Origin of the sequence: Pedococcus ginsenosidimutans, assembly GCF_039544395.1 — a bacterium.
Classification (GTDB): domain Bacteria; phylum Actinomycetota; class Actinomycetes; order Actinomycetales; family Dermatophilaceae; genus Pedococcus; species Pedococcus ginsenosidimutans.
This window is the reverse complement of record NZ_BAABLO010000004.1, coordinates 259,792-281,802: the sequence shown is the minus strand read 5'-3', so window position 1 is coordinate 281,802 and position 22,011 is coordinate 259,792. Positions and strand designations below refer to the sequence as shown.

Annotated in this window: 20 protein-coding genes; 12 read left to right on the top strand and 8 right to left on the bottom strand. The window is 71.9% G+C overall.

From position 1 onward, the window contains the following. The first annotated feature begins 101 nt into the window (after positions 1-101). Positions 102-1,358, top strand: coding sequence for a DivIVA domain-containing protein (locus ABEA42_RS06110; RefSeq protein ID WP_345501876.1), 1,257 nt, complete (start codon positions 102-104; stop codon positions 1,356-1,358). Positions 1,359-1,540: 182 nt separating this feature from the next. Here the strand turns inward: ABEA42_RS06110 and ABEA42_RS06105 are convergent, their stop codons facing one another. Further along, the gene (locus tag ABEA42_RS06105; RefSeq protein ID WP_345501874.1) at positions 1,541-2,038 is read right to left on the bottom strand and encodes a hypothetical protein; all 498 of its coding nucleotides are present in this window, start codon (positions 2,036-2,038) and stop codon (positions 1,541-1,543) included. On the opposite strand from ABEA42_RS06105, the gene ABEA42_RS06100 reads away from it, so the two are divergent. From ABEA42_RS06100 to ABEA42_RS06075, 6 genes are all read left to right on the top strand, one after another. Beyond that, positions 2,013-2,348 carry a TraR/DksA family transcriptional regulator gene (locus ABEA42_RS06100; RefSeq protein WP_345501873.1) on the top strand — a complete coding sequence of 112 codons (336 nt, stop codon included), beginning with the start codon at positions 2,013-2,015 and terminating at the stop codon, positions 2,346-2,348. The two genes, ABEA42_RS06105 and ABEA42_RS06100, sit on opposite strands and share 26 nt — an antisense overlap. Next, entirely contained in the window at positions 2,321-2,938 is a 618-nt protein-coding gene (gene lspA, locus ABEA42_RS06095; protein WP_345501872.1) for a signal peptidase II, read from the top strand. The genes ABEA42_RS06100 and lspA overlap by 28 nt, the downstream gene beginning before the upstream one ends. Then, complete coding sequence (locus tag ABEA42_RS06090) at positions 2,931-3,854, top strand: RluA family pseudouridine synthase (RefSeq protein ID WP_345501870.1); 924 nt, start codon at positions 2,931-2,933, stop codon at positions 3,852-3,854. Before lspA ends, ABEA42_RS06090 begins: the two co-directional genes overlap by 8 nt. Before the next feature lie 102 nt (positions 3,855-3,956). Next, positions 3,957-7,556 (top strand): DNA polymerase III subunit alpha, encoded by a 3,600-nt coding sequence (dnaE, locus tag ABEA42_RS06085; protein ID WP_345501869.1) that lies wholly within the window; start codon positions 3,957-3,959, stop codon positions 7,554-7,556. 37 nt (positions 7,557-7,593) lie between these two features. After that, the gene (locus ABEA42_RS06080) at positions 7,594-9,786 is read left to right on the top strand and encodes a S9 family peptidase (protein ID WP_425572026.1); all 2,193 of its coding nucleotides are present in this window, start codon (positions 7,594-7,596) and stop codon (positions 9,784-9,786) included. Positions 9,787-9,833: 47 nt separating this feature from the next. Continuing rightward, entirely contained in the window at positions 9,834-11,969 is a 2,136-nt protein-coding gene (locus tag ABEA42_RS06075) for a SpoIIE family protein phosphatase (protein ID WP_345501867.1), read from the top strand. A gap of 76 nt (positions 11,970-12,045) precedes the next feature. Here ABEA42_RS06075 and ABEA42_RS06070 read toward each other — a convergent pair whose 3' ends face one another. Next, the gene (locus ABEA42_RS06070) at positions 12,046-13,809 is read right to left on the bottom strand and encodes an FG-GAP-like repeat-containing protein (RefSeq protein WP_345501865.1); all 1,764 of its coding nucleotides are present in this window, start codon (positions 13,807-13,809) and stop codon (positions 12,046-12,048) included. Positions 13,810-14,082: 273 nt separating this feature from the next. Between ABEA42_RS06070 and ABEA42_RS06065 the strand changes: the two genes are divergently transcribed. Continuing rightward, entirely contained in the window at positions 14,083-14,271 is a 189-nt protein-coding gene (locus ABEA42_RS06065) for a hypothetical protein (protein ID WP_345501864.1), read from the top strand. Between the two features lie 76 nt (positions 14,272-14,347). Here the strand turns inward: ABEA42_RS06065 and ABEA42_RS06060 are convergent, their stop codons facing one another. Beyond that, positions 14,348-14,704 carry a VOC family protein gene (locus ABEA42_RS06060; RefSeq protein ID WP_345501863.1) on the bottom strand — a complete coding sequence of 119 codons (357 nt, stop codon included), beginning with the start codon at positions 14,702-14,704 and terminating at the stop codon, positions 14,348-14,350. A gap of 106 nt (positions 14,705-14,810) precedes the next feature. Between ABEA42_RS06060 and ABEA42_RS06055 the strand changes: the two genes are divergently transcribed. Next, a complete protein-coding gene (locus ABEA42_RS06055) occupies positions 14,811-15,431 on the top strand; it encodes a LysE family transporter (RefSeq protein ID WP_345501861.1) in 621 nt (206 codons plus the stop codon). A gap of 125 nt (positions 15,432-15,556) precedes the next feature. On the opposite strand, the gene ABEA42_RS06050 is transcribed toward ABEA42_RS06055, so the two are convergent. Together ABEA42_RS06050 and ABEA42_RS06045 are read right to left on the bottom strand one after the other, a co-directional pair. Beyond that, positions 15,557-16,081: a GyrI-like domain-containing protein gene (locus ABEA42_RS06050; protein WP_345501859.1), complete on the bottom strand. Its 525-nt coding sequence runs from the start codon at positions 16,079-16,081 to the stop codon at positions 15,557-15,559. After that, entirely contained in the window at positions 16,060-16,350 is a 291-nt protein-coding gene (locus ABEA42_RS06045; protein ID WP_345501857.1) for a hypothetical protein, read from the bottom strand. Before ABEA42_RS06045 ends, ABEA42_RS06050 begins: the two co-directional genes overlap by 22 nt. Before the next feature lie 141 nt (positions 16,351-16,491). Here ABEA42_RS06045 and ABEA42_RS06040 point away from each other — a divergent pair, with 141 nt between their 5' ends. Continuing rightward, complete coding sequence (locus ABEA42_RS06040; protein ID WP_345501855.1) at positions 16,492-17,499, top strand: zinc-dependent alcohol dehydrogenase family protein; 1,008 nt, start codon at positions 16,492-16,494, stop codon at positions 17,497-17,499. A gap of 7 nt (positions 17,500-17,506) precedes the next feature. On the opposite strand, the gene ABEA42_RS06035 is transcribed toward ABEA42_RS06040, so the two are convergent. Further along, the gene (locus tag ABEA42_RS06035; RefSeq protein WP_345501853.1) at positions 17,507-18,397 is read right to left on the bottom strand and encodes a universal stress protein; all 891 of its coding nucleotides are present in this window, start codon (positions 18,395-18,397) and stop codon (positions 17,507-17,509) included. Positions 18,398-18,426: 29 nt separating this feature from the next. Then, a complete protein-coding gene (locus ABEA42_RS06030; RefSeq protein WP_345501851.1) occupies positions 18,427-18,741 on the bottom strand; it encodes a 2TM domain-containing protein in 315 nt (104 codons plus the stop codon). A gap of 276 nt (positions 18,742-19,017) precedes the next feature. On the opposite strand from ABEA42_RS06030, the gene ABEA42_RS06025 reads away from it, so the two are divergent. Continuing rightward, entirely contained in the window at positions 19,018-20,520 is a 1,503-nt protein-coding gene (locus tag ABEA42_RS06025) for a bifunctional aminoglycoside phosphotransferase/ATP-binding protein (protein WP_345501849.1), read from the top strand. A 472-nt stretch (positions 20,521-20,992) separates the two neighbouring features. Here the strand turns inward: ABEA42_RS06025 and ABEA42_RS06020 are convergent, their stop codons facing one another. Beyond that, on the bottom strand, positions 20,993-21,424 hold the full coding sequence (locus tag ABEA42_RS06020; RefSeq protein ID WP_345501847.1) for an Hsp20/alpha crystallin family protein: 432 nt from the start codon (positions 21,422-21,424) through the stop codon (positions 20,993-20,995). Between the two features lie 148 nt (positions 21,425-21,572). On the opposite strand from ABEA42_RS06020, the gene ABEA42_RS06015 reads away from it, so the two are divergent. Further along, positions 21,573-21,932: a MerR family transcriptional regulator gene (locus ABEA42_RS06015; RefSeq protein WP_345501845.1), complete on the top strand. Its 360-nt coding sequence runs from the start codon at positions 21,573-21,575 to the stop codon at positions 21,930-21,932. Positions 21,933-22,011: the final 79 nt, after the last annotated feature.

Genomic DNA, 22,011 nt, shown 5'->3' with positions numbered 1-22,011 from the left:
CCCCATCCTGCGGTGGTCCGGCCATCCTCTAGGCTGGCCACCGACCCAGTCTCTGGGATGCTTGACCTGCTCTGCTCACGCCTGCCAACCGAGGTGACTACATGACGCTCACGCCCGAGGACGTCCTCAACAAGAACTTCACTCCCACGCAGTTCCGTCGTGGTTACGACGAGCGGGAGGTGGACGACTTCCTCGACGAGGTCGTCGCCGAGATGCGCCGCATCGTCAAGGAGTCCGACGACCTGCGTGACCAGCTCAACGAGTGCCGCCAGAGCAAGGGCATGCCGGTCGTCGAGAAGAGCGGCGCCGACGCGGAGGCCAAGAAGGCCGCCGACGCCAAGGCAGCGCAGGAGGCCGAGGCCAAGGTCCTGGAGCAGGCGCAGGCCAAGGTGCAGGAGCGCATCGCGGAGATCGAGGCGAAGGCGGCCGAGGCCGAGCAGGCGGCGCAGGCACGCATCGCCGAGGCCAACGCCAAGGCGGAGGAGGCCGAGCAGGTCGCCCAGGCCCGCGCGGCGGAGGCGGAGCAGGCCGCGCAGGCGCGCATCGGCGACGCCCAGCAGCAGGTCGAGACCCACGCCGGCGAGGAGCAGGCCCGGGCGCAGGAGGTCGAGCAGGCCCTCGCCGAGGCGCAGCGCCAGGCCGACGAGGCCCGCGCCCGCGCCGACGAGGCCGAGGCCCGCGCCCGCGAGGTGGAGGAGCAGGCACAGCGCCGGGTGCAGGAGGCCCAGGAGCAGGCCGCCGCTGCCCGCGCCCAGTCCCAGCAGGGTGGAACCGCCGAGGGCGGGGCCGTCACGGCTGCCGCTGCGGTCGGTGGTGGCGGCAGCGCCGCCGCGCTGCTCGAGATGGCGCAGCGCCTGCACGACGAGCACGTCGGCCAGGGTGAGTCGACGCGCGACCGCCTCATCGCCGAGGCCCAGAGCCGCCACGACGACCTCGTGACCGAGGGCCAGAGCCGCCACGACGAGCTGGTCTCCACCGGCCAGAACCGTCACGACGAGCTCCTGTCCACCGGCCAGACCCGTCACGACGAGCTCATCGCCGAGGCCACCTCGCGGCACGAGCAGCTCATCACCGAGGCGCGCGAGCGTTCGACGGGCATGGTCCACGAGGCGCAGCAGAAGAAGGCGCAGATCCTCGAGGAGCTCGGCCGCGAGCGCAGCCTGCTCGAGAAGAAGATCGACGAGCTGCGCACCTTCGAGCGCGACTACCGGGCGCGGCTGAAGAGCTACATCGAGGAGCAGCTCGCCGACCTCGACCAGACGGGCCTGGCGCCCGAGGGTTCCCCCCTGGACAGCGCCGAGGAGCCCGAGGCAGAGCAGGGCGAGCAGGCCCAGCAGGGCGACGAGCAGCAGCAGTAGGCAGCTCGGTCCAGCACAGCCCGGAGGGCGCCCACCGCACGGCGGTGGGCGCCCTCCGGCGTTCCCGCCAGGAGGCCGTGGTGTGTTGGCGTTGAGTAGTCGCCGCCCAGCGCTTATCCTCACCGCACCTGACAGCGCCCCCACGGGGCGCCCTGCGACCGAGGGGCCTGGCACACCATGGTTCAAAAGGCGAGAGCCGCCGCGTCGAAGTCCGCCGCGACGAAGGCCCCGACGAAAGCCCCGGCGAAGGCCCCGGCAAAGGCTCCGGCAAAGGCTCCGACCGGGACCGCGAGCAAGACCACGGCGGTGAAGAAGGCGGCGCCGGCGAAGAAGGCCGCACCGGCCACGAAGACGGCGCCGGCGAAGAAGGCCGCACCAGCGAAGAAGGCGGCGGCTGTCACGAAGGCTGCTCCGGCGACGAAGACCGCCCCGGCGGCGAAGACGACCCCGTCCGCTAAGAGCGCCACCAAGGGGGCACCGGCCACGAAGGCCGCGCCGGCCAAGAAGACCGCCGCTGCCACGAAGGCGGCGCCGGCCAGCAGGACCGCTGCCAAGACCGCTGCCAGGAAGGCCGCCCCGGCGAAGAAGGCGAGCCCCGCCTCCCTGGTGGTGCGGGACGACGAGTCGCCCTGGACCGCCAAGGAGCTGCGCGAGGTGCGCTCGGAGATCGAGTCCCACATCGCCCACCTGCGCCAGGAGATCACCGTGGCCGAGGCCGACCTCGTGGGCCTCATGCGTGACGCGGGCGACGGTGCCGGCGACGACCAGGCCGACGCCGGGGCCAAGACCTACGAGCGCGAGCAGGAGATCTCCCTCGCCAACAACGCCCGCGACATGCTCGAGCAGAACCTGCACGCCCTCGAGCGGCTCGACAACGGCACCTACGGCATCTGCGAGTCGTGCGGCAACCCGATCGGCAAACTTCGCCTTCAGGCCGCTCCTCGTGCGACCCTATGCGTGACATGCAAGACGAAGCAGGAGCGCCGCTGACCGCGGCCGACGCGTCCACCTCCACTCCCGACACCACCCTCGACACCCCGCGCGACCGTCGCGGGCTGTTCCTCCTCCTGGCGACGGTCGCCGTGGTCGCCTACGTGGGCGACCAGGTCACGAAGGTCGTCGCCCTGCGGCAGCTCACGCCGGGCGAGCCGGTCGACGTCGTCGGCGAGTTCATCCGCCTCAACCTCATCCGCAACGCCGGCGCCGCGTTCTCGATCGCGAACAGCGCGACCTGGGTGCTCACCCTCATCGCGTTCGGCGTGCTCGTGTTCATCCTGCGCACGGCCCGGCGCATCGGCAGCCGGGGCTGGGCGTGGGCGCTCGGGATGCTGCTCGGGGGCTCGCTGGGCAACCTCACCGACCGGATGCTGCGCGAGCCGGCGCCCGGCCGGGGGCACGTCGTGGACTTCATCGACTACTTCGGCCTGTTCATCGGCAACGTCGCCGACATCGCCATCGTGTCCGCCGCGGTCCTGATCGGCCTCCTCGCCCTGCGCGGCGTGGGCGTCGACGGCAAGCGGCCCCACCACGGGCGCCACGAGGGCTCCGGCGCCGGCACGGACGGTGCGGACCATGGCTGACGCGCGCACCCTCTACGTCCCGGACGGCCTCGAGGGCGAGCGGGTCGACGCGGCCCTGGCCCGCCTCTTCGGCGTCTCGCGCACCAAGGCGGCCGACCTCGCGAAGGCCGGCGACGTGCAGCTCAACCACACCGCCGTCGGCAAGTCCGACCGGGTCAGCGCGGGCGACCTGCTCGAGGTGCTGCTCCCCGGGGTCGAGGACAGCCCGAGCCTGAAGGTCATCGCCGAGCCCGTCCCCGGCATGGGGATCATCCACGACGACGACGACATCGTCGTCGTCGACAAGCCGGTCGGCGTGGCCGCCCACCCGAGTGTCGGCTGGACCGGGCCCACGGTCGTCGGCGGCCTGGCCGCGGCCGGGTACCGCATCGCCACGAGCGGGGCCAGCGAGCGGCAGGGCATCGTGTCCCGGCTGGACGTCGGCACGAGCGGGCTCATGGTCGTCGCCAAGTCCGAGTACGCCTACAGCGTCCTCAAGCAGGCCTTCCGCAGCCGCACGGTCGACAAGACCTACCACGCCCTCGTGCAGGGCCTGCCGGACCCGGTGGTGGGCACCATCGACGCGCCCATCGGGCGACACCCGGGCCACGACTACAAGTTCGCGGTCATGGACAAGGGCAAGCCCAGCGTCACGCACTACGAGGTCATCGAGGCGTTCCGGGCGGCCTCGCTGCTCGACATCCACCTCGAGACCGGGCGCACCCACCAGATCCGGGTGCACTTCTCGGCCATGCGGCACCCGTGCGCGGGCGACCTGACCTACGGCGCCGACCCCACCCTCGCGGCGCGGCTCGGCCTGGAGCGCCAGTGGCTGCACGCCGTGGGGCTGGGCTTCGAGCACCCCGGGTCGGGGGAGTACGTCACCTTCGAGAGCCCGTACCCGGAGGACCTCCAGCAGGCGCTCGACCGGCTCTGAGGCGTCCTCCACCCGTCGCCGGGGGGCCGTGTCGGGGACCCGACGCGACACGGCCCGGCGACACGCCGAGGGGCGTCGGTGGCCGGGCTTAGGATCGTCTCGATGTCCCCGCAGCCCGCCCCCCAGAGCCCCTCGAACAGCACCGACTCGTTCGTCCACCTCCACGTCCACACCGAGTACTCCATGCTCGACGGTGCGGCCAGGATCGGGGACCTGTTCACCCGGGCCGCGGAGATGGGCATGCCCGCGCTGGCGACCACGGACCACGGCTACGTCTTCGGCGCCTACGAGTTCTGGAAGAAGGCCCAGGGCACGGGCGTCAAGCCGATCATCGGCGTCGAGGCCTATGTCACCCCGGGCACCCACCGCACCGACAAGACGCGTGTGAAGTGGGGCGACGAGTCCCAGTCGGGCGACGACGTGTCGGGGTCCGGCGCCTACACGCACATGACGCTGCTGGCCAAGAACAACAACGGCCTGCACAACCTGTTCCGGCTCGACTCGCTCGCCAGCCTCGACCAGGTCTACGCCAAGTGGCCGCGGATGGACCGCGAGCTGCTCAGCACCTACGGCCAGGGGCTCATCGCCACCACCGGCTGCCCCTCCGGCGAGATCCAGACGCGCCTGCGCCTCGGCCAGTACAAGGAGGCCTTGCAGGCGGCGAGCGACTTCCGGGACATCTTCGGCGCGGAGAACTACTTCTGCGAGCTGATGGACCACGGCCTCGACATCGAGCGCCGCGTCCAGAAGGACCTGCTGCGCCTCGCCCGCGACCTCGGCCTGCCGCTCGTGGCCACCAACGACCTGCACTACTCCAGCCCCGAGGACGCCAAGGCCCACTCGGCCCTGCTGTGCGTGCAGTCCGGCTCGACGATGATGGACCCGGGCCGGTTCAAGTTCGACGCCGACGACTTCTACCTCAAGAGCCCGGCCGAGATGCGCCACACCTGGCGCGAGCTGCCCGAGGCCTGCGACAACACCCTGCTCATCGCCGAGATGTGCGACATCTCGTTCACCGAGGGCGAGGGGCGCTTCATGCCCCGGTTCCCCTGCCCGCCGGGGGAGAACGAGGAGAGCTGGTTCGTCAAGGAGGTCCAGACGGGCCTGCAGGAGCGCTTCCCCGGGGGCGTGCCCGACTACGCCACCAAGCAGGCGGCCTTCGAGACCGAGGTCATCGTCTCCAAGGGCTACGCCGGCTACTTCCTCGTCGTCGCCGACTTCATCAACTGGGCCAAGAAGAACGGCATCCGTGTCGGACCCGGTCGTGGCTCGGGTGCCGGCTCCATGTGCGCCTACGCCATGAAGATCACCGACCTCGACCCGATCCCGCACGGCCTGATCTTCGAGCGGTTCCTCAACCCCGAGCGCATGTCGATGCCCGACTTCGACGTCGACTTCGACGAGCGCCGGCGCGGTGAGGTCATCAAGTACGTGACGGAGAAGTACGGCGCCGACCGCGTCGCGCAGATCGTCACCTACGGCACCATCAAGGCCAAGCAGGCCGTCAAGGACGCCGCCCGCGTGATGGGCCACCCCTTCGTGGTGGGCGAGCAGCTGACCAAGGCGATGCCGCCGGACGTCATGGGCAAGGGCGTGCCCCTGTCCGAGATCTACAACAAGGACCACAAGCGCTACAACGAGGGCGGCGACTTCCGGGCGCTCGTGGAGTCCGAGCCGCACCTGCAGGAGATCGTCGAGACCGCCAAGGGCCTCGAGGGCCTCAAGCGGCAGTGGGGCGTGCACGCCGCCGGCGTCATCATGTCCAGCGAGCCGCTCATCGACGTCATCCCGATCATGCGGCGGCTGCAGGACGGGCAGGTCATCACCCAGTTCGACTACCCGAGCTGCGAGTCGCTCGGCCTGGTCAAGATGGACTTCCTCGGCCTGCGCAACCTCACGATCCTCGACGACGCCATCGAGAACATCAAGGCCAACCGGGACGAGGACATCGACCTCGACGCGCTGTCGAAGGACATGACCGACAAGGCCACGTTCGACCTGCTCTCGCGCGGTGACACCCTCGGCGTCTTCCAGCTCGACGGCGGCGGCATGCGCACGCTGCTCAAGCTCATGCAGCCCGACAACTTCGAGGACATCTCTGCCGCCCTCGCGCTCTACCGGCCCGGGCCGATGGGCGTCAACGCCCACACCAACTTCGCCCTGCGCAAGAACGGCAAGCAGGCCCTCACGCCCCTCGACCCGCAGCTCGAGGGCAAGCTCCAGCAGGAGATGATCGACGCCCTCGGCCCGATCCTCGGCACGACCTACGGCCTGGTGATCTACCAGGAGCAGGTCATGGAGATCGCCCAGAAGCTGGCCGGCTACACGCTCGGCAACGCCGACCTCCTGCGCCGCGCCATGGGCAAGAAGAAGAAGGAGGTGCTCGACGCCGAGTACGTCCCCTTCTCCGAGGGCATGAAGGCCAAGGGGTTCAACGAGGCCTCGATCGCCGCGCTGTGGGGCGTCCTCGTCCCGTTCTCCGACTACGCGTTCAACAAGGCGCACACCGCGGCCTACGGCCTGGTGTCGTACTGGACCGGCTACCTCAAGGCCAACTACCCGGCCGAGTACATGGCCGCCCTGCTCACCAGCGTCGGCGACGACAAGGACAAGTCCGCCCTCTACCTCGGCGAGTGCCGGCGCATGGGCATCAAGGTCCTGCCGCCGGACGTCAACGACTCGGTCGGCCGGTTCGCCGCCGTCGGCACCGACATCCGCTTCGGACTGCAGGCGATCCGCAACGTCGGCCACAACGTCGTCGAGGCGATCATCGCCGCCCGCGAGGAGAAGGGCCGGTTCACGTCCTTCAAGGACTTCCTGTCCAAGTGCCCGATCGTGGTGTGCAACAAGCGCACCATCGAGTCGCTCATCAAGGCGGGCGCGTTCGACGGGCTGCAGGAGTCGCGCCAGGGCCTGCTGCGCGTGCACGAGGACTACGTCGACAACTTCGTCGACATCAAGCGCCAGGAGGCCATCGGCCAGGACTCGCTGTTCGGGTCGTTCGGCGACGCGGGCGCGGAGTCGGTCGACTTCTCGGTGCTGCCACCCATCCCCGGCGTCGAGTGGGACAAGAAGACGTTGCTGCAGTTCGAGCGCGAGATGCTCGGGCTCTACGTCTCCGACCACCCGCTGTTCGGTATCGAGCACGTGCTCTCCTCGCACGCCGACACCTCGATCGCGAGCCTCACTGGTGAGGACGGCAAGCCCGAGGGTGCCAACGTCACCATCGCCGGCCTCATCACCGGCCTGCAGGTCAAGCGCACCAAGAAGGGCGACCTCTGGGCGATCGTGACCGTGGAGGACCTCGAGGGCGCCATCGAGTGCCTGTTCTTCCCCTCGGCCTACCTCACCGTCCAGCACGCGCTCACCCACGACGCCGTCGTCGTGGTCAAGGGCCGCGTCAACCGGCGCGACGACACCCCCTCGATCTACGCCTCCGACCTCACCCTGCCCGACATCTCCGAGGGCCCGCGCGGTCCCGTGGTGGTCACCATGGACACCAACCGGGCGACCCAGGCCAAGGTCGAGGAGCTCAAGTCGGTGCTGTCGTCGCACCCGGGGCAGACCGAGGTCCACGTGCGCCTCAGCCAGCCCGGCCGGTCGGTCCTGATGAAGCTCGAGGACGCCTACCGCGTCAACGCGACCGAGGCGCTGTTCGGTGACCTCAAGGTCATCCTCGGGCCGCGCTGCCTGGCCGGCTGACCCCACCGCATAGGGTGCGAACGTGAGCACGCCTGCAGTGACGCCTCCGACCCCGCCGCACCGCCCGACCACGTTGGTGACCCCACCTCCGGTCCCGCCCAGGGCCGCGCGGCGGGACACCACGCGCGAGCACCACGGCGACGTCGTGGTCGACCCGTACGAGTGGCTGCGGGACAAGGCCGACCCCGCCGTGGTCAGCCACCTCGAGGCGGAGAACGCGTACGCCGAGGCGGTCACGGCCGACCTCGAGCCGTTGCGGGCGGCGATCTTCGAGGAGATCCGCTCCCGCACCCAGGAGACGGACCTGTCGGTGCCCGTCGCCAGCGGGCCGTGGTGGTACTACTCCCGCAGCTACGAGGGCTCGCAGTACTCCGTGGAGTGCCGGTGCCCGCGCGTGGAGGGTGAGCCCCGGCCGACGCCCGAGGCGCAGGCCGAGGTCGCCGGCGAGCAGGTGCTGCTGGACGGCAACGTCGAGGCCCGCGGCCACGACTTCTTCGCCCTCGGCGCCCTGTCCGTCAGCCCCGACCACCGGCTGCTCGCGTACGCCGTCGACACCGAGGGCGACGAGCGCTTCGCGTTGCGGGTCAAGGACCTGTCGACGGGCGAGGTGGTCGACACCGCGGTGCGCGAGGTGGGCTACGGCTGCGTCTTCTCCCTCGACGGCCGCCACCTGTTCTACACGCGGGTCGACGAGACCTGGCGCCCGCACCAGGTGTGGCGCCACGAGGTGGGCGGCCCCAGCGAGGCCGACGTGCTCGTGCACCAGGAGGACGACGAGCGTTTCTGGATGGGCCTGGGCTCCTCGCGCGACGACCGCTGGATCATGATCGGCCTGGGCTCCAAGACCACGTCCGAGGTGATGATCCTCGACGCCGCCGACCCCACGGGCGAGTTCCGGGTGGTGGCGCCGCGGCGTGAAGGCGTGGAGTACGACGTCGAGCCCGGTCCTGACCGGCTGCTCATCGTCCACAACGCCGACCACGTCGACTCCGACCTGGCGTGGGCCCCGCTGGACGCCACGTCCGCCGACCAGTGGCGCCCGGTGATGGGCTCGGCGCCGGGCGAGCGCTTCCAGGGGGTGGAGGCCTTCGACGACGTCGCCGTGCTGTCCCTGCGCCGCGACGGCCTGACCGCACTGCGGGTGCTGGAGCGCGACCCGTCGAGCGAGTCCGGGTACGGGGCGACCCACGACCTCGAGTTCGACGAGCCCGTCTACCAGGTGGGCCTCGGCGAGAACCCCGAGAGTGCCACCGTCACCCTGCAGGTCGTCTTCGAGTCCATGGTGACGCCGCGCACCGTGCTGGACTACGACTTCCGCACCCGGGAGCTGACCCTCCTCAAGCGCCAGCCCGTCCTCGGCGGCTACGACCCGACGCAGTACGAGCAGCGCCGCGAGTGGGCGACCGCGGCCGACGGCACCATGGTCCCGATCTCCCTGGTCCACCCTGCGGGGGCGACGCCCGACGGCACCCGACCGGGCATGCTGGCCGCGTACGGGTCCTACGAGCTGTCCTCGGACCCCTACTTCTCGGTCGCCCGGCTGTCCCTGCTCCAGCGCGGCTTCGTCTACGCCATCGCGCACGTCCGTGGTGGTGGCGAGCTCGGTCGCCGGTGGTACGACGACGGCAAGCTGCTGCAGAAGAAGAACACCTTCACCGACTTCGTCGACTGCGCCGACCACCTCGTCGAGTCCGGCTGGGTCCACCCGGACCGGCTCGTCGCCGAGGGCGGGTCGGCGGGTGGGCTGCTCATCGGGGCGGCGGTCAACCTCGCCCCGGAGCGCTTCCGCGCGGTCCATGCGGCCGTCCCGTTCGTCGACGCCCTGACGACGATCCTCGACCCGAGCCTGCCCCTGACCGTGGTGGAGTGGGAGGAGTGGGGCGACCCGCTGCACGACCCCGAGGTCTACGCCTACATGAAGTCGTACTCGCCCTACGAGAACGTGCGGGACGCGGCCTACCCCGCCGTGCTGGCCACGACGTCGCTCAACGACACGCGCGTCTACTTCACCGAGCCGGCCAAGTGGGTGGCCAGGCTGCGCGAGCACACCACGAGCGACCCCCTGGAGCGTCCGGTGCTGCTGCGCACCGAGATGGTGGCGGGACACGGTGGCAAGAGCGGCCGGTACGACTCCTGGCACCAGGTGGCGTGGGAGTGGGCGTTCCTCATCAGCCAGGTCGGTGCAGCCGGGACGACCCCACCCAGATTGCCCACCGGCCAAGACTCATGAGCCCGGTACGGAGCCATACGCTGTGACGTGGCGGAAGGCGGAGTGCGTTGAGTGAGGGCCAGACGCGGGGCGCGCGGCGTTTTGCTGCCCACCTGGACTGGTCCGGCAGCTCCCTCGGGGCCCCGGACCAGTGGCCGACCGCGCTCCAGGTGGTGTGGGACCTCGTGCTCGCCTGCCCGCTGCCCATGGCGCTGTTCGTGGGTGAGGACCACGTGCTGCTCTACAACGACGCCTTCGCCGAGCAGCTCGGCGAGCGGCACCCGGCGGCGTTCGGCCGGCGCGCGACCGAGGTGGTCCCCGAGATCTGGGACGAGTCGCACATCGGCAGCCTGTTCGACGCCACGATGGCGTACGGCGAGCCGTTCCTCGACGAGGGCACGGAGGTGCGGGTGCCGGGAAGCCAGGCCGACGAGGCGCCGATCCTCGGGCACTTCCTGCGCACCGGGTCACCGGTCCACGACGACGAGGGCAGGGTGATCGCCCTCCTGCACATCGCCGTGGAGATGTCCTCGACCCTCGACCGGGCGCGTGCCGTCACCGACCTGGCCACCGCGCTCGCCGTGGCGGTCACCGTCGACGACGTCTGCAAGGTCGTGCTCCGCGAGTCGGTGTCGGCGTTCGGGGCCCTCTCGGTCGGGATGTGCCTGCCCTCGCCGGGGCCGGGTGGGTGGCGCATGGCGCGCCGGCACCGCATCGAGGACCTCTCGCCGGACGAGGAGCGGCTGCCGCTCATCTGGGCGGAGGTCGCCGACGACCTGGCCGAGGTCGTCGCCCGCTGCACCGCCGCGGGCGAGCCGTACGTCTCCGAGCATGCCGAGCTCGTCGCCATACCCCTGCGGGCCCGCAGCACGGCCGCCGTGATCCTCGTCTTCCGGGAGTCCACGCCGCTGCCCCGCGACATCGCGGCCGTGCTGACCGCGTTCACCGGGCTGATCGGCGAGGCGCTCGGCCGGGCCGTGGTCTACGACGCGGAGCGGTCGACCGCCGAGCTCCTGCAGCGGACCCTGCTGCCGCCGAGCCTCCCGCAGTGCGACGAGATCAGCATCGCCGCGCGCTACGAGCCCGTCTCCGAGGGGACCGTCGCCGGGGGCGACTTCTACGACTCGTTCTTCCTCCCGGACGGCCGGCTCGCCCTCGTGATCGGCGACGTCGCCGGCCGAGGTGTCATGGCTGCCACGGTGATGGGCCAGGTGCGCTCGGCCCTGCGCGGGGCCGCCCTGACCGACCCCCGTCCGGAGTCGGTCATGAAGTCCCTGGACCGCGTGGTGTGGGACCTCGACGCGCTGTGGCCCGCCTCGATGCCCCTGGGGTCGACGCGCGCACGCCCCGGCATGGCGTTCGGGGGTGAGCTGTTCGTCACGATGCTCTACGGCACGGTCTCCCCGGAGACCGGTGTCGTGGAGATCGCCAGCGCCGGCCACCCCGTGCCCGCGCTGCTGTCGGGCCGCTTCTCGCGCGACGAGGGCAACCCGCGCGGGCAGCTGCTCGACATGGCGGTCGGGCCGCCGCTGGGGCTCTCGGGACACCGGCCGACCCACCGCCTGGTGCTCGAGGTCGGGGACATGCTCGTCGTCTACACCGACGGGCTCATCGAGCGCAGGGGAGAGGCGCTCGACGCGGGCGAGGCCCGGTTGCTCGAGGTCCTCGCCGACGTCCCGCCGAGCAGCCCGCGAAGCGTCGCCCAGCTCGTCATGGAGTCGATGGTCCCCGTGAGCGGGCAGGAGGACGACTGTGCCGTCCTCACCGTCGGCCGGTCACCGCGCGGCCACCGCCGGGCGGCGATCGTGGTCCCGCCCATGCCTGAGTCGGTCAAGGCCGCCCGTGACTGGGCCCGGGAGCAGCTCGAGCTGTGGCAGGTCAACGAGGGCGACCAGTACACCATCGTCACCGGCATCTCCGAGCTCATCACCAACGCCGTGCTCCACGCCGGCACGGAGTCACACCTCACCCTCGACCTCGACACGGGGGTCGTCGCGGTGACGGTCGCCGACAGCGGCAACCGCGGGGAGCCGCTGCTCACCGGTGGCGAGGCCATGGCGGTGCGGGGCCGCGGGCTCTCCCTCGTCCGGGCGGTCAGCGACGCCTTCGGGGCCCACCGCACGTCGGCCGGCACCACGGTGTGGTTCGAGGTCGAGGTGTCCCTCACGAACGCCGGCGTCACCGTCGGTGACGTGGCCGGCTGACGTTGACGACTGACGCCGTCGGTGACGTGGCCGGCTGACGCGGTCGGCCGGCCCCCAACGGGGACATCGAGGGGCCTCAGCGGGCGCCGACGTACGTGGCGTCGGTGGGCCAGCCAGCGCGGCCGACCTGCGCCCCGGAGCCGGGGAGCCACCCGCCCTTCCCGTTGCCGTAGTAGGACATCCACGCGCCGGAGGAGTTGAGCGCGAGGACGTCGGAGAGCCCGTCGCGGTTGAGGTCGCCGGCGCCGGTGAGGGTCACGAACGGCTGCCAGCCGGTGCCCACCTGGCGGCTGTAGACGGACCAGCCACCCTTGCCGTTGCCGGCGTACAGCCACAGCGTGCCGTCGCTGCGACGGCGGGCCAGCAGGTCAGGGCGTGCGTCCCCGGTGACGTCACCCGGGGAGAAGACGCGGTCGAAGACCTGCCAGCCGGTGGCGATCCGCGTCTCGGTGGCGGCGAGCCCCTTCGAGGTGCCGCGGTACAGCCACAGCGTCCCGTCCTTGCGGCGCGCGACGACGTCGGGCCGGCCGTCACCGGTGAAGTCGCCGGGGGACACGACGGTGTCGAAGATGCCCCAGCCGGAGCCGATCCGCACCGGCGCGCCGAAGGCCGCGTTCCCCGTACCCGGCAGCAGGAACAGGTCGCCCCCGGCCGTGCGCGTGACGAGGTCGGCCACGGCGTCGCCGGTGAAGTCCCCGGGCGTGACGACGTCGGTCACCGAGCCCCAGCTGCCGCCGAGGCTGCGACCGGTCGTGTCGGCGGGGCTGTCGTGGAGCACGGCTCCCCGCGCCGCCGACAGGGAGACGAGGTCGGAGTCGATGGCGGCGTCCAGGCCGAGCGACACCGGGGGAGCGGCGTACGGCCTCACCAGGGCACGCCACGTCGCGGCGTCGGTGACGCCGGTGGCAGTGACACCCTGCCGCTTCTGCCACGCCGTCAGGGCGGACTGCGTCGTCGAGCCGAACGAGCCGGACGCCGTCGAGCCGATGGCGCTCTGCACGGCCTGCACAGCAGGTCCGGTGCTGCCCGAGCGCAGGTACATGCCGGAGAACGACACCAGCTGCTTGCCGAGGCTGCTCGCGGACGGCACCGCCTTGACGGGCGGGGGCACCTGGCACCTGGTGAGGTTGGCGCTCGACCGCGGGGAAGCCCAGTTGAGGGCCCACGAGCGGCACGGCCCCCACTCGGGTGAGGCGACCTTCTTCGACCAGTAGGAGCTGCGCTGCATGGCACCTGACCACGACAGGGAGATGTGCACGTGGTTGCGGTGGCAGGCGGTGTCGTAGGAGGTGGAGGCCTTGGCGGACGACAGGCACCCCTGGTACTCGGTCCACCCGTCCTGCGGCCGGTAGGCCGACCAGGTCTTGTTGTTCCAGATCAGGTACATGACGCCGAGCCGCCGTGCCATCGCGTAGGTGTTGCCGGACCGGTCCGTCGCGAGCATCCACGTGAGCGCGGCGTTCGCCTGCGCCTTCTGGGTGGTGTTGCGGACGCTGGCCATCCAGTCGACGGCCCGGCCGTCGTAGTGCTCGGAGGTCGCGAGGGAGTCCGAGCCGCAGGCCCGCGCCGACCCGTACGTCGTGCCGGGGTAGGTGCGCACCAGCAGGGAGCCGAGGGCGACCGTGCCCGGCTTGGCCTTCGCGTCGCAGGAGTTCGCCCCGACGTAGGACGACAGGGCCTCGATGCCGGCGGGCAGCCCCGTGGGGGTCGGGGGCACCGGGGTCGCGGCGGAGGCGCTCGGTCCGGTGGCGGCCAGGGCGGCGACGACCGCGACGGCCAGCAGGACGGTGGAGGCGGCCGCACGGACGAGGCGGGGGCGCAAGCGACGGGAGGTGGTCATGGGTCTGCTCCGGACGGCTCGGGCGGCTGGGCCGGCGGCGGGTGGCGCGGCAGGCGCAGCATGGCGGGGGAGTGTCCAGTTTGCGCCGTGTGTGTCCAGATGGGCGTACTTGGTCCCGGAAGTCACCCGTTCGCGCTTGCGGCGGCTCATGCGTTTGGGTGACGATGTCAGCAGAATGGATGAGTGGACGTACCACGGCGTCTCTTCCCTATCAGCAACCGTTCATCCTCATCATGTGCACTGGATGGGCACACTCCACCGGAGGTGGATCGCGTGAGAAAGGTCGGTGCAACGATGTGGCAGCTGTTCCTGGAGCGCTTCGTCCCGCTCGTGGATGACGACGTCTCGGCGCTCGACCGGCTCGACGGCGTCGGTGCCTCGGCGTCCCGCCGCACGCCCGCCCCCGAGTCAGCCCCCCCGGCTGCGCAGGGTGGCGACACCTCCCTCGTCAAGCACTCCTGACACGACACGTCACAGGGCCCCCGACCACCGGTCGGGGGCCCTGTCGCGTGGTGGACGGTCGACGGCTCGGGTCTGCTCAGTCGGTGCAGAGGCAGAACGGGTGTCCCGCAGGGTCGAGGAAGACCCTGAAGGACGTGCCGGGCTGGTGCTCGTGCCGGGTCGCGCCGAGCGCCAGGACCTCGACCTCCGCCTCGTCGAGGTCGTCCACCGCGACGTCGAGGTGCATCTGCTGCGGCACCTCCTGGGACGGCCAGCGAGGCGGGGTGTAGGCCTCGACCTCCTGGAAGCAGATGCACTGGCCGTAGTCGGCACGGATCTCCGCCCAGCCGGGGGAGATGTCCACCTTCCAGTCGAGCATCGCGCCGTAGAAGGTCGCGAGGGCTCCGGCGTCGGGGCAGTCGAGGACGATGCTGGGGAAGCGTGCGATGGCCATGGCGGCACCGTACGCCCGGTTGCGGACGGTTCGTGTCCGGTACGGGCCTGTCTGGCTCGTGGACCGCGTGGAGGCCGCAGGCGTGCCGAACCTAGACTCCGGACTCGTGTCGTGGTCTCTCTGGTTCACCCTGCTGGCTGCGGCGGTCCTCATCTCCCTGACTCCCGGCGCGGGCGCCATCAACACGATGTCCAACTCGATCGGCTGGGGTTGGGCGCGCTCGATCTGGGGGATCCTCGGCCAGCAGCTCGCCCTGCTCGTGCACATCGCGGTGGTCGCTGCCGGGGTCGGGGTGCTGGTCGCCGGTTCGCCGTTGCTGTTCAACGTGATCCGCTACGCCGGCGCTGCCTACCTCGTACTGCTCGGGGTGCGGCAGCTGCGCGCCCGCCCGGCCCCGGTCGACGAGGACACCGCGGTCCGGGACGCCTCCCGGTGGGCCATGCTGCGCCGGGGGGCCCTGGTCAACCTGACCAACCCCAAGGCGGTCGTGTTCTTCCTGGCCTTCACGCCGCAGTTCATCCGGCCCGACCGGCCGCTGGCCACGCAGTACGCCGTGCTCGCGGCCACGGTCGTGGTCGTCGACGTGCTCGTCATGTGGTTCGTCTTCGCGGTGGCGGCCCGCGGGCTGCGGCGCCTGACGCGCAGCGAGGGCGGCCAGCGGCGGCTGAACCGGGTCTTCGGGGGCCTCTTCGTCGGGGTCGGGGCTCTGCTCGCGACGATCCACTGACGACCGACTGCCGACCTGCCGACGACCGACTGCCGGCCTGCGGACGACCGACTGCCGGTCCGGGTGGAGCGTCCCTCGCGGAGCGCCCCCCGCGGAACGCCCCCGCCGACGCCACCGCGGACGGCTCAGCCGGGATCGGCGGCCGGTCGCGTCGGCAGGACGACGAGGGTCCGGGGCTCCGCCACGTCGGGACCGTCGAGGTAGACCTCCCACGCGTCGCCGGCCGGCGCCATGCCGTGCTGAGCGGCGTACGCGGACAGCGCCTCGTGGGCCACCCGGCTCCTGGAGTAGTCGCCCCGGTGGGTGGTGCGCAGGGCGGGGCCGCCGGGGAGGTGCGACGCCTTGACGTCGCCCTGCCCGAGGACCATCCCGCTGACGGGGAAGCCGACCTCGAGGTCGACCTCACCGCCCGGCTCGGGTCGCACCCGGGCGAACGGCGGTCCGCACACGAACATGCCGTCCTGCTGGGCCACCTCGGCGACCCTGGCGAACGCAGCACCCATGAACGGTGCGATGCCCTGCCCGTCCACCGTGCGCCGCATGACGAGGGTCGGCTGGTCCTGCAGGGTGACCTGCTCGACCTCGTAGCCGGGGGTGGTGGCCACCGGCCCGGCGCCCGGCCCCGGCGTCACCACGGCGGCCGCGGCCACGCCGCCGAGTGACGACGCTCCTCGGGGTGGGGGCGCAGCCGCCTCAGGTGCCGCCTGCGCCGGAGCTCCCGGGTGATCCGTGCCTCGTCCTGCAGGACCTCCTCACGGTCTCGTAGACCGTCGTGGACGGCCTGGACCGGCTGCGTCGACCGCAGGGACTCCTCGCACGCGGCGAGGCGCTGCAGGAGCTCCCGCAGCGAGAGGTGGGTGAGGTGCTCCGTCGTCGCGCCCTGCAGGGTGCGGGGCGCGTCGGACGTGGTGGGCTGCATGCCGTCTCCCTTGTTCCGGTGTGGACGTTCACACACCTGGTCGATCCAGTGAATGTCGGGCGGTGACCTCCGCATCAGGGACTTAGGTCCCGGGTCGGCCGACGGTGGCGACGGACGCTCTTCGCGAGAGGAGGGCGGCCGATGCGGGCTTGGGAGGTCACGGGGGAGGCCGGGGGCCCCGGCCGGGTACGCCTGGCCGAACGCCCCGTCCCGGTCCCCGGTGACGGTGAGGTGCTCGTCCGGGTCGACGCGTGCGGGGTGTGCCGCACCGACCTGCATGTCGCCGACGGTGACCTGCCGGTGCGGCGCCCGCGCGTCGTGCCGGGTCACGAGGTCGTGGGCACGGTCGTGGACGGCGCGGCAGGGGGGCGGTTCGCCGTCGGCGACCGGGTGGGCGTCGCCTGGCTGCGCCACACGTGTGGCGAGTGCCGCTGGTGCCGCACCGGCGCCGAGAACCTGTGCCCCCGCGCGGAGTTCACCGGGTGGGACCACGACGGCGGCTACGCGGAGTACGTCGTGGCGCCCTCGGCGTTCGCCTACCGGGTGCCGGCCTCCCTCTCCCCGGAGCAGGCGGCCCCGCTTCTGTGCGCCGGCATCATCGGCTACCGCGCGCTGCGCAGGACCGGCCTGCCGCCCGGCGGACGGCTGGGGCTGTACGGGTTCGGGGCCAGCGCCCACCTCACGGCCCAGCTCGCCCTGGCGCAGGGCAGCGAGGTGCACGTCCTGACCCGTGGCGAGGGAGCCCGTGAGCTCGCCCTGTCGCTGGGTGCAGCGTCTGCCGGCGACGCGTACGACGCCCCGCCGGTCCCGCTCGACGCAGCCATCCTCTTCGCGCCCGTCGGCGACCTCGTGCCGGTGGCCTTCGAGGCGCTCGACCGGGGCGGCAGCCTGGTGCTGGCCGGCATCCACCTGAGCGACGTGCCCCAGCTGGACTACCAGCGGCACCTGTTCCTCGAGAAGCGGCTGACGTCGGTGACGGCCAACACGAGGGCCGACGGGGAGGAGCTGCTGCGACTCGCCGCAGCCCTGGCGGTGGCACCCACGGTGACGACGTACCCGTTCGAGCAGGCGGACGCCGCACTGGAGGACCTGTCCAGCGGCAGGGTGACCGGCGTCGCGGTCCTGTCCGGGTGGTCCCCGGACCGCTGACGGCAGGTCAGCCGGTCTCGGGCCTGACCACCATCACCGGGCAGTGGGCGTGGTGCAGGACGCCCTGGCTCACCGACCCGAGCAGCAGGCCACGGAAACCTCCTCGGCCACGGCTGCCCACCACCACGAGCTCCGCCTCGCGCGACAGGTCGGCCAACGCCTCGACGGGATGGGCGTTGACGACACGCAGCCGCACCTCGACGTCCGGGAACTTCTCGGACCAGTCGGTCACGGACTGGGAGGTGACGGCGCTGGACTGGCGAACCATGTTCTCCTGCAACGACTCTGCGTCCACTGCCGGCAGGTTCGTGTCGTCGAAGTCGAACAGCCACGCGTGGACGACGGTGAGCGGGGCCTGCCTCGCGTGGGCCTCGCCGAACGCCTCCCCGATGGCGGCGTTGCTCACCTCGGAACCGTCGGAGCCGACCACGACCCCCGACGCCGGCGACGAGGTGGTGGGGAGCTCACGGACCACGACCACAGGGCAGTGGGCCCGGGCCGCGACCTCGACGGAGGAGGACCCCAGGAAGGCGCTCGACACCGTACCCCGCCCGCGTGCGCCCACGACGACGAGTCCGGCGTCCGTCGAGGCGTCGACGAGCAGCGCCCCGGGGCCGCCGATGCCGGTCGCCGTCGTGACAGGAGTCGAGGGGGACACGCTGTGGATGCGCTGCTCCGCCTCGTGCAGGACTCGCCTGGAGACCTCGTCGGAGGCGGCCATGAGGGGTTCGATGTGGGGACCCTGCACGGGCACGCTGCGTCCGTGCACGAGCCGGATACCGCACCGTCGCCGGACCGCTTCGTCGATGGCCCAGTCCAGGGCGTTGCGCGTGTGGGGGCGGCCGTCGACGCCGACGACGACCGGTCGGGTGGTGGCTGCCAGGTCGATGGTGCTCACGGGTCCTCCTCGAGTCCTGCGGGTGGGGGTCAGGCGTGCCGGCTGCGTCGACGCAACCGCTCCATCTCGGCCTCGACCTGGTCCGGGCCGGGTTCGGGCCACAACACGTCCCAGGCGTGGAAGGCCAGCCCGATGCCCCAGCCGAAGAGCGGGAACAGCGGCCAGAAGAAGTGGGCGCCGGCGGCGTACCAGACGGCCACCAGCAGGAGGTTGACCATGACGTAGGCGAGCCCGTGCGCCATGAGGCCCCGCTTGTCGTTCAACCGTTTGAGGGCGCGTTCGCGCAGCTCGCGAGACTCCTCGGTGCTGTCGGCGCCAGTGGGGGTGCGTACGTCGTCTGCCATCCGGACCAACTCCCTTCACTCCCAGCATCGGCAGCGGCGGCGAGGGGCGTCGGGTCGTTGGTCCCGCATCCGCGCCCTGCCGGCCGCGGTCGCTGCGTCCGGCCGGAGCCGCTGCGGCCGGACGGGACCGCCGGCCGGGGCGACCAGTCGGGACCATCGACCCGGGGATGGCGTGCGTGCCCGTGTCAGGCTGACGGCGCAGGGGACCGTCGGGCGCAGTCGGGAGGTGGCGACGGTGTCGCCGGTGCAGGCATGACGTCGGACGAGGGTGGTGCCATGGGTCTGGACGGCGTCGGCGCCGGTGGATGGGGCGCCGAGGTGCGCGAGACGCACTCGGCCGTCGTCCTCCTCATGGGTGACAGGGCCTACAAGGTGAAGAAGCCGGTGGACCTGGGCTTCCTCGACTTCACCACGCGGGCGGCCCGTGAGGGCGCGATCCGTCGCGAGCTCGTCCTCAACCGACGGTTGACCCCCGACGTCTACCTCGGGGTGCTCGAGGTCCGGGACCCCGACGGCCAGCCCTGCGAGCACCTGCTCGTGATGCGTCGGATGCCGGAGGACCGGCGGCTCGCCACGCTGGTCCGCGAGGGCGTCGACGTGGGACCGGACCTGCGCCGGCTGGCCAAGGACCTGGCCGCGTTCCACGCCACCGCCCGGACGGGTCCCGATGTCGCACGATGTGGCTCCTCGGAGGCGCTGCGGCAACGCTGGCAGGACAACGTCCAGGGGCTGCGGGACCACCCTGTGGCCCCGGTGGGTGCCGAGCTCGCCGACCGCATCGAGGAGCTGGCCCTGGAGTTCGTCGACGGACGGGCTCCGTTGCTGGACAGCCGGATCGAGGCGGGGCTGGTGCGTGACGGTCACGGTGACCTGCTGGCCGACGACATCTTCTGCCTGCCCGACGGCCCCCGGGCGCTGGACTGCCTCGACTTCGCCGACGAGCTGCGCTGGATGGACGTGCTCGACGACGCGGCCTGTCTCGCGACCGACCTGGAGCGGCTGGGCAGCGTGCGGCTGGGAGAGCAGTTCCTGCACGACTACGAGGAGTTCTCCGGGACCCGCCAGCCACCGGCGCTGCGGCATCACTACGCCGCCTACCGCGCGGTGATGCGGGCCAAGGTGGCGGCGATCCGGGCCGGTGGACACCACGCCCGTACCGGTGCGGACGCCGACGAGGCGGCCCAGCTGTGCGACATCGGACTGGCCCACCTGCGACGCGGCCGGGTGCGGCTGGTGCTCGTGGGCGGCCCCCCGGGGTCGGGGAAGACGACCTTGTCCTCGGCACTCGCCGACCGCCTGGGAGGGGTGCTGGTGGCCAGTGACCGGGAGCGCAAGGCGCTCGCCGGGATGGCCGCGTCGGTGCACGCCCCGGCGGCCTTCGGAGAGGGCATCTACACGCCCGGCATGACCACCCGGACCTACGCGTCGCTGGCCGACCGGGCCGCCCGCCTGCTGGGCATGGGGGAGACGGTCGTCGTCGACGCGTCCTTCTCGTCGGCCGCACTGCGCGAGCAGTTCCGGGCCCTGGCACGGGACGTCAGCACCCCGGTGGTCGAGCTCGCCTGTTCTGCCCGCCCCGCGGTGGTCGAGGACCGGTTGCGCGCCCGGGCCGCCGGTGCCGACACGGAGAGCGACGCGGACCTCCCGGTCGGGCGGCAGCTCGCAGCCCTGACCGACGCCTGGCCGGAGGCATCAGTCGTCCACACCGGGGCCTCGCGCCAAGCGTCGCTCGCGCAGGCCCTGCACCACCTGGGGACGGGGCCGGACGAGCCGGACTGAGGGCGATGCACAGAACCGGGGACCCGCTAGGGACCATGGTCCCTAGCGGGTCGGTCGCGGTCGCGGCGACGCTGTCGAGCGGGGCCGGTGCCGCGGCGTGGGGCCGCAGGCGTCGTGACCGCCCGCTCTCCCGCGAGGGGCTCTTGGGGAGAGCGAGGCGGTCAGGGCCGGACCACCAGGGCGGGGGAGATCGCTGCCGGCGCCACCTGGTGAGGGACGGGCGGTCGGGCCGACGCCTCGGCGGCAGGAGACCGCGAGGCACCGGATGCCGTTGCCGACGTCCCGGACGCTGCGCCGCCGGTCGGGGCACGGCGGCCGGTGGCTCGGTCGCCCACTCGCGACCGATGATCGCGTCGAACTCCTCGCGGAGCCACTGCTCGTCCGCGCACACCAGGTCGACGAGCTCCTCGTCCAGGCTGCGCGCGCGGGAGCCGGTGCCGGCGACGGTGGTCACGGGCCTCACCACCGTGGGTCAGGCGCTGATGGCCTGCTGGTGCTCGTGGGTGCCCGCGACTTCGACCTTGCGCGGCTTGGCCTTCTCGGCCACCGGGATGCTCAGCGTGAGGACGCCGGCGTCGTAGGTGGCCGCGATGCGTTCGGTGTCGAGGTTGTCGCCGAGGACCAGCTGTCGGCTGAACACCCCGCGCGGGCGTTCGGCCGCCACGAGCTCCGCGTCGCTGGCCCGTGCCGGGCGCTCTGCCCTGACCGTGACGACGTTGCGCTCGACGTCGATGTCGATCGAGTCCCGGTTCACTCCCGGCAGGTCGAACTCGACGTGGAACGTGTCGCCGTCACGCCACGCGTCCATCGGCATGACCGAGGGGCGGGCGAGGGTGCCGTTGGGCCCGAAGACCTGCTGGGTCAGCCGGTCCAGGTCACGGAAGGGGTCGGTGCGCATGAGCATTGTCTTCACCTCCGTCGTGGTGTGCCTGGGGAGATGCCGACCGGCCACGACCGCCAAGGTCTATGGTGGCCGACATAGATTTCTTGTAGCACCCCTTGCATACTTGGCGCAAGAGGCCTCGACGGGCCGCTCGAGGAAGGACAGCCACATGACCGCTCCCGACGGCGACCGTGGTGTCTACGGCATCTCCGTGGCCGCCGACCTCGTCGGCATGGGCGTGCAGAACCTGCGCCTGTACGAGTCGCGGGGCCTGCTCGAGCCCGAGCGGACCGACGGCGGCACCCGGCGCTACAGCGCGAACGACCTGGACCGGCTGCGCCGGATCGGCGAGCTGCTCGGTGCCGGACTGAACCTCGCAGGCGTGGGGATGGTCCTGGACCTGGAGAAGGAGAATGCTCGTCTCCGTGCAGAACAGGAGGACCCATCATGGCCAGTCGTGACGACCGGGACGTCCCGGTCCCGGAGGCGGACCGCCTCGAGCAGCAGGAACCGGTCGACCCCGAGGTAGGGGACGACCAGCCCTGGCCGGACTCGCCGGTGGAGATCGACCAGGGCGACTCCGACGAGGCAGACCGGTTGGAGCAGTC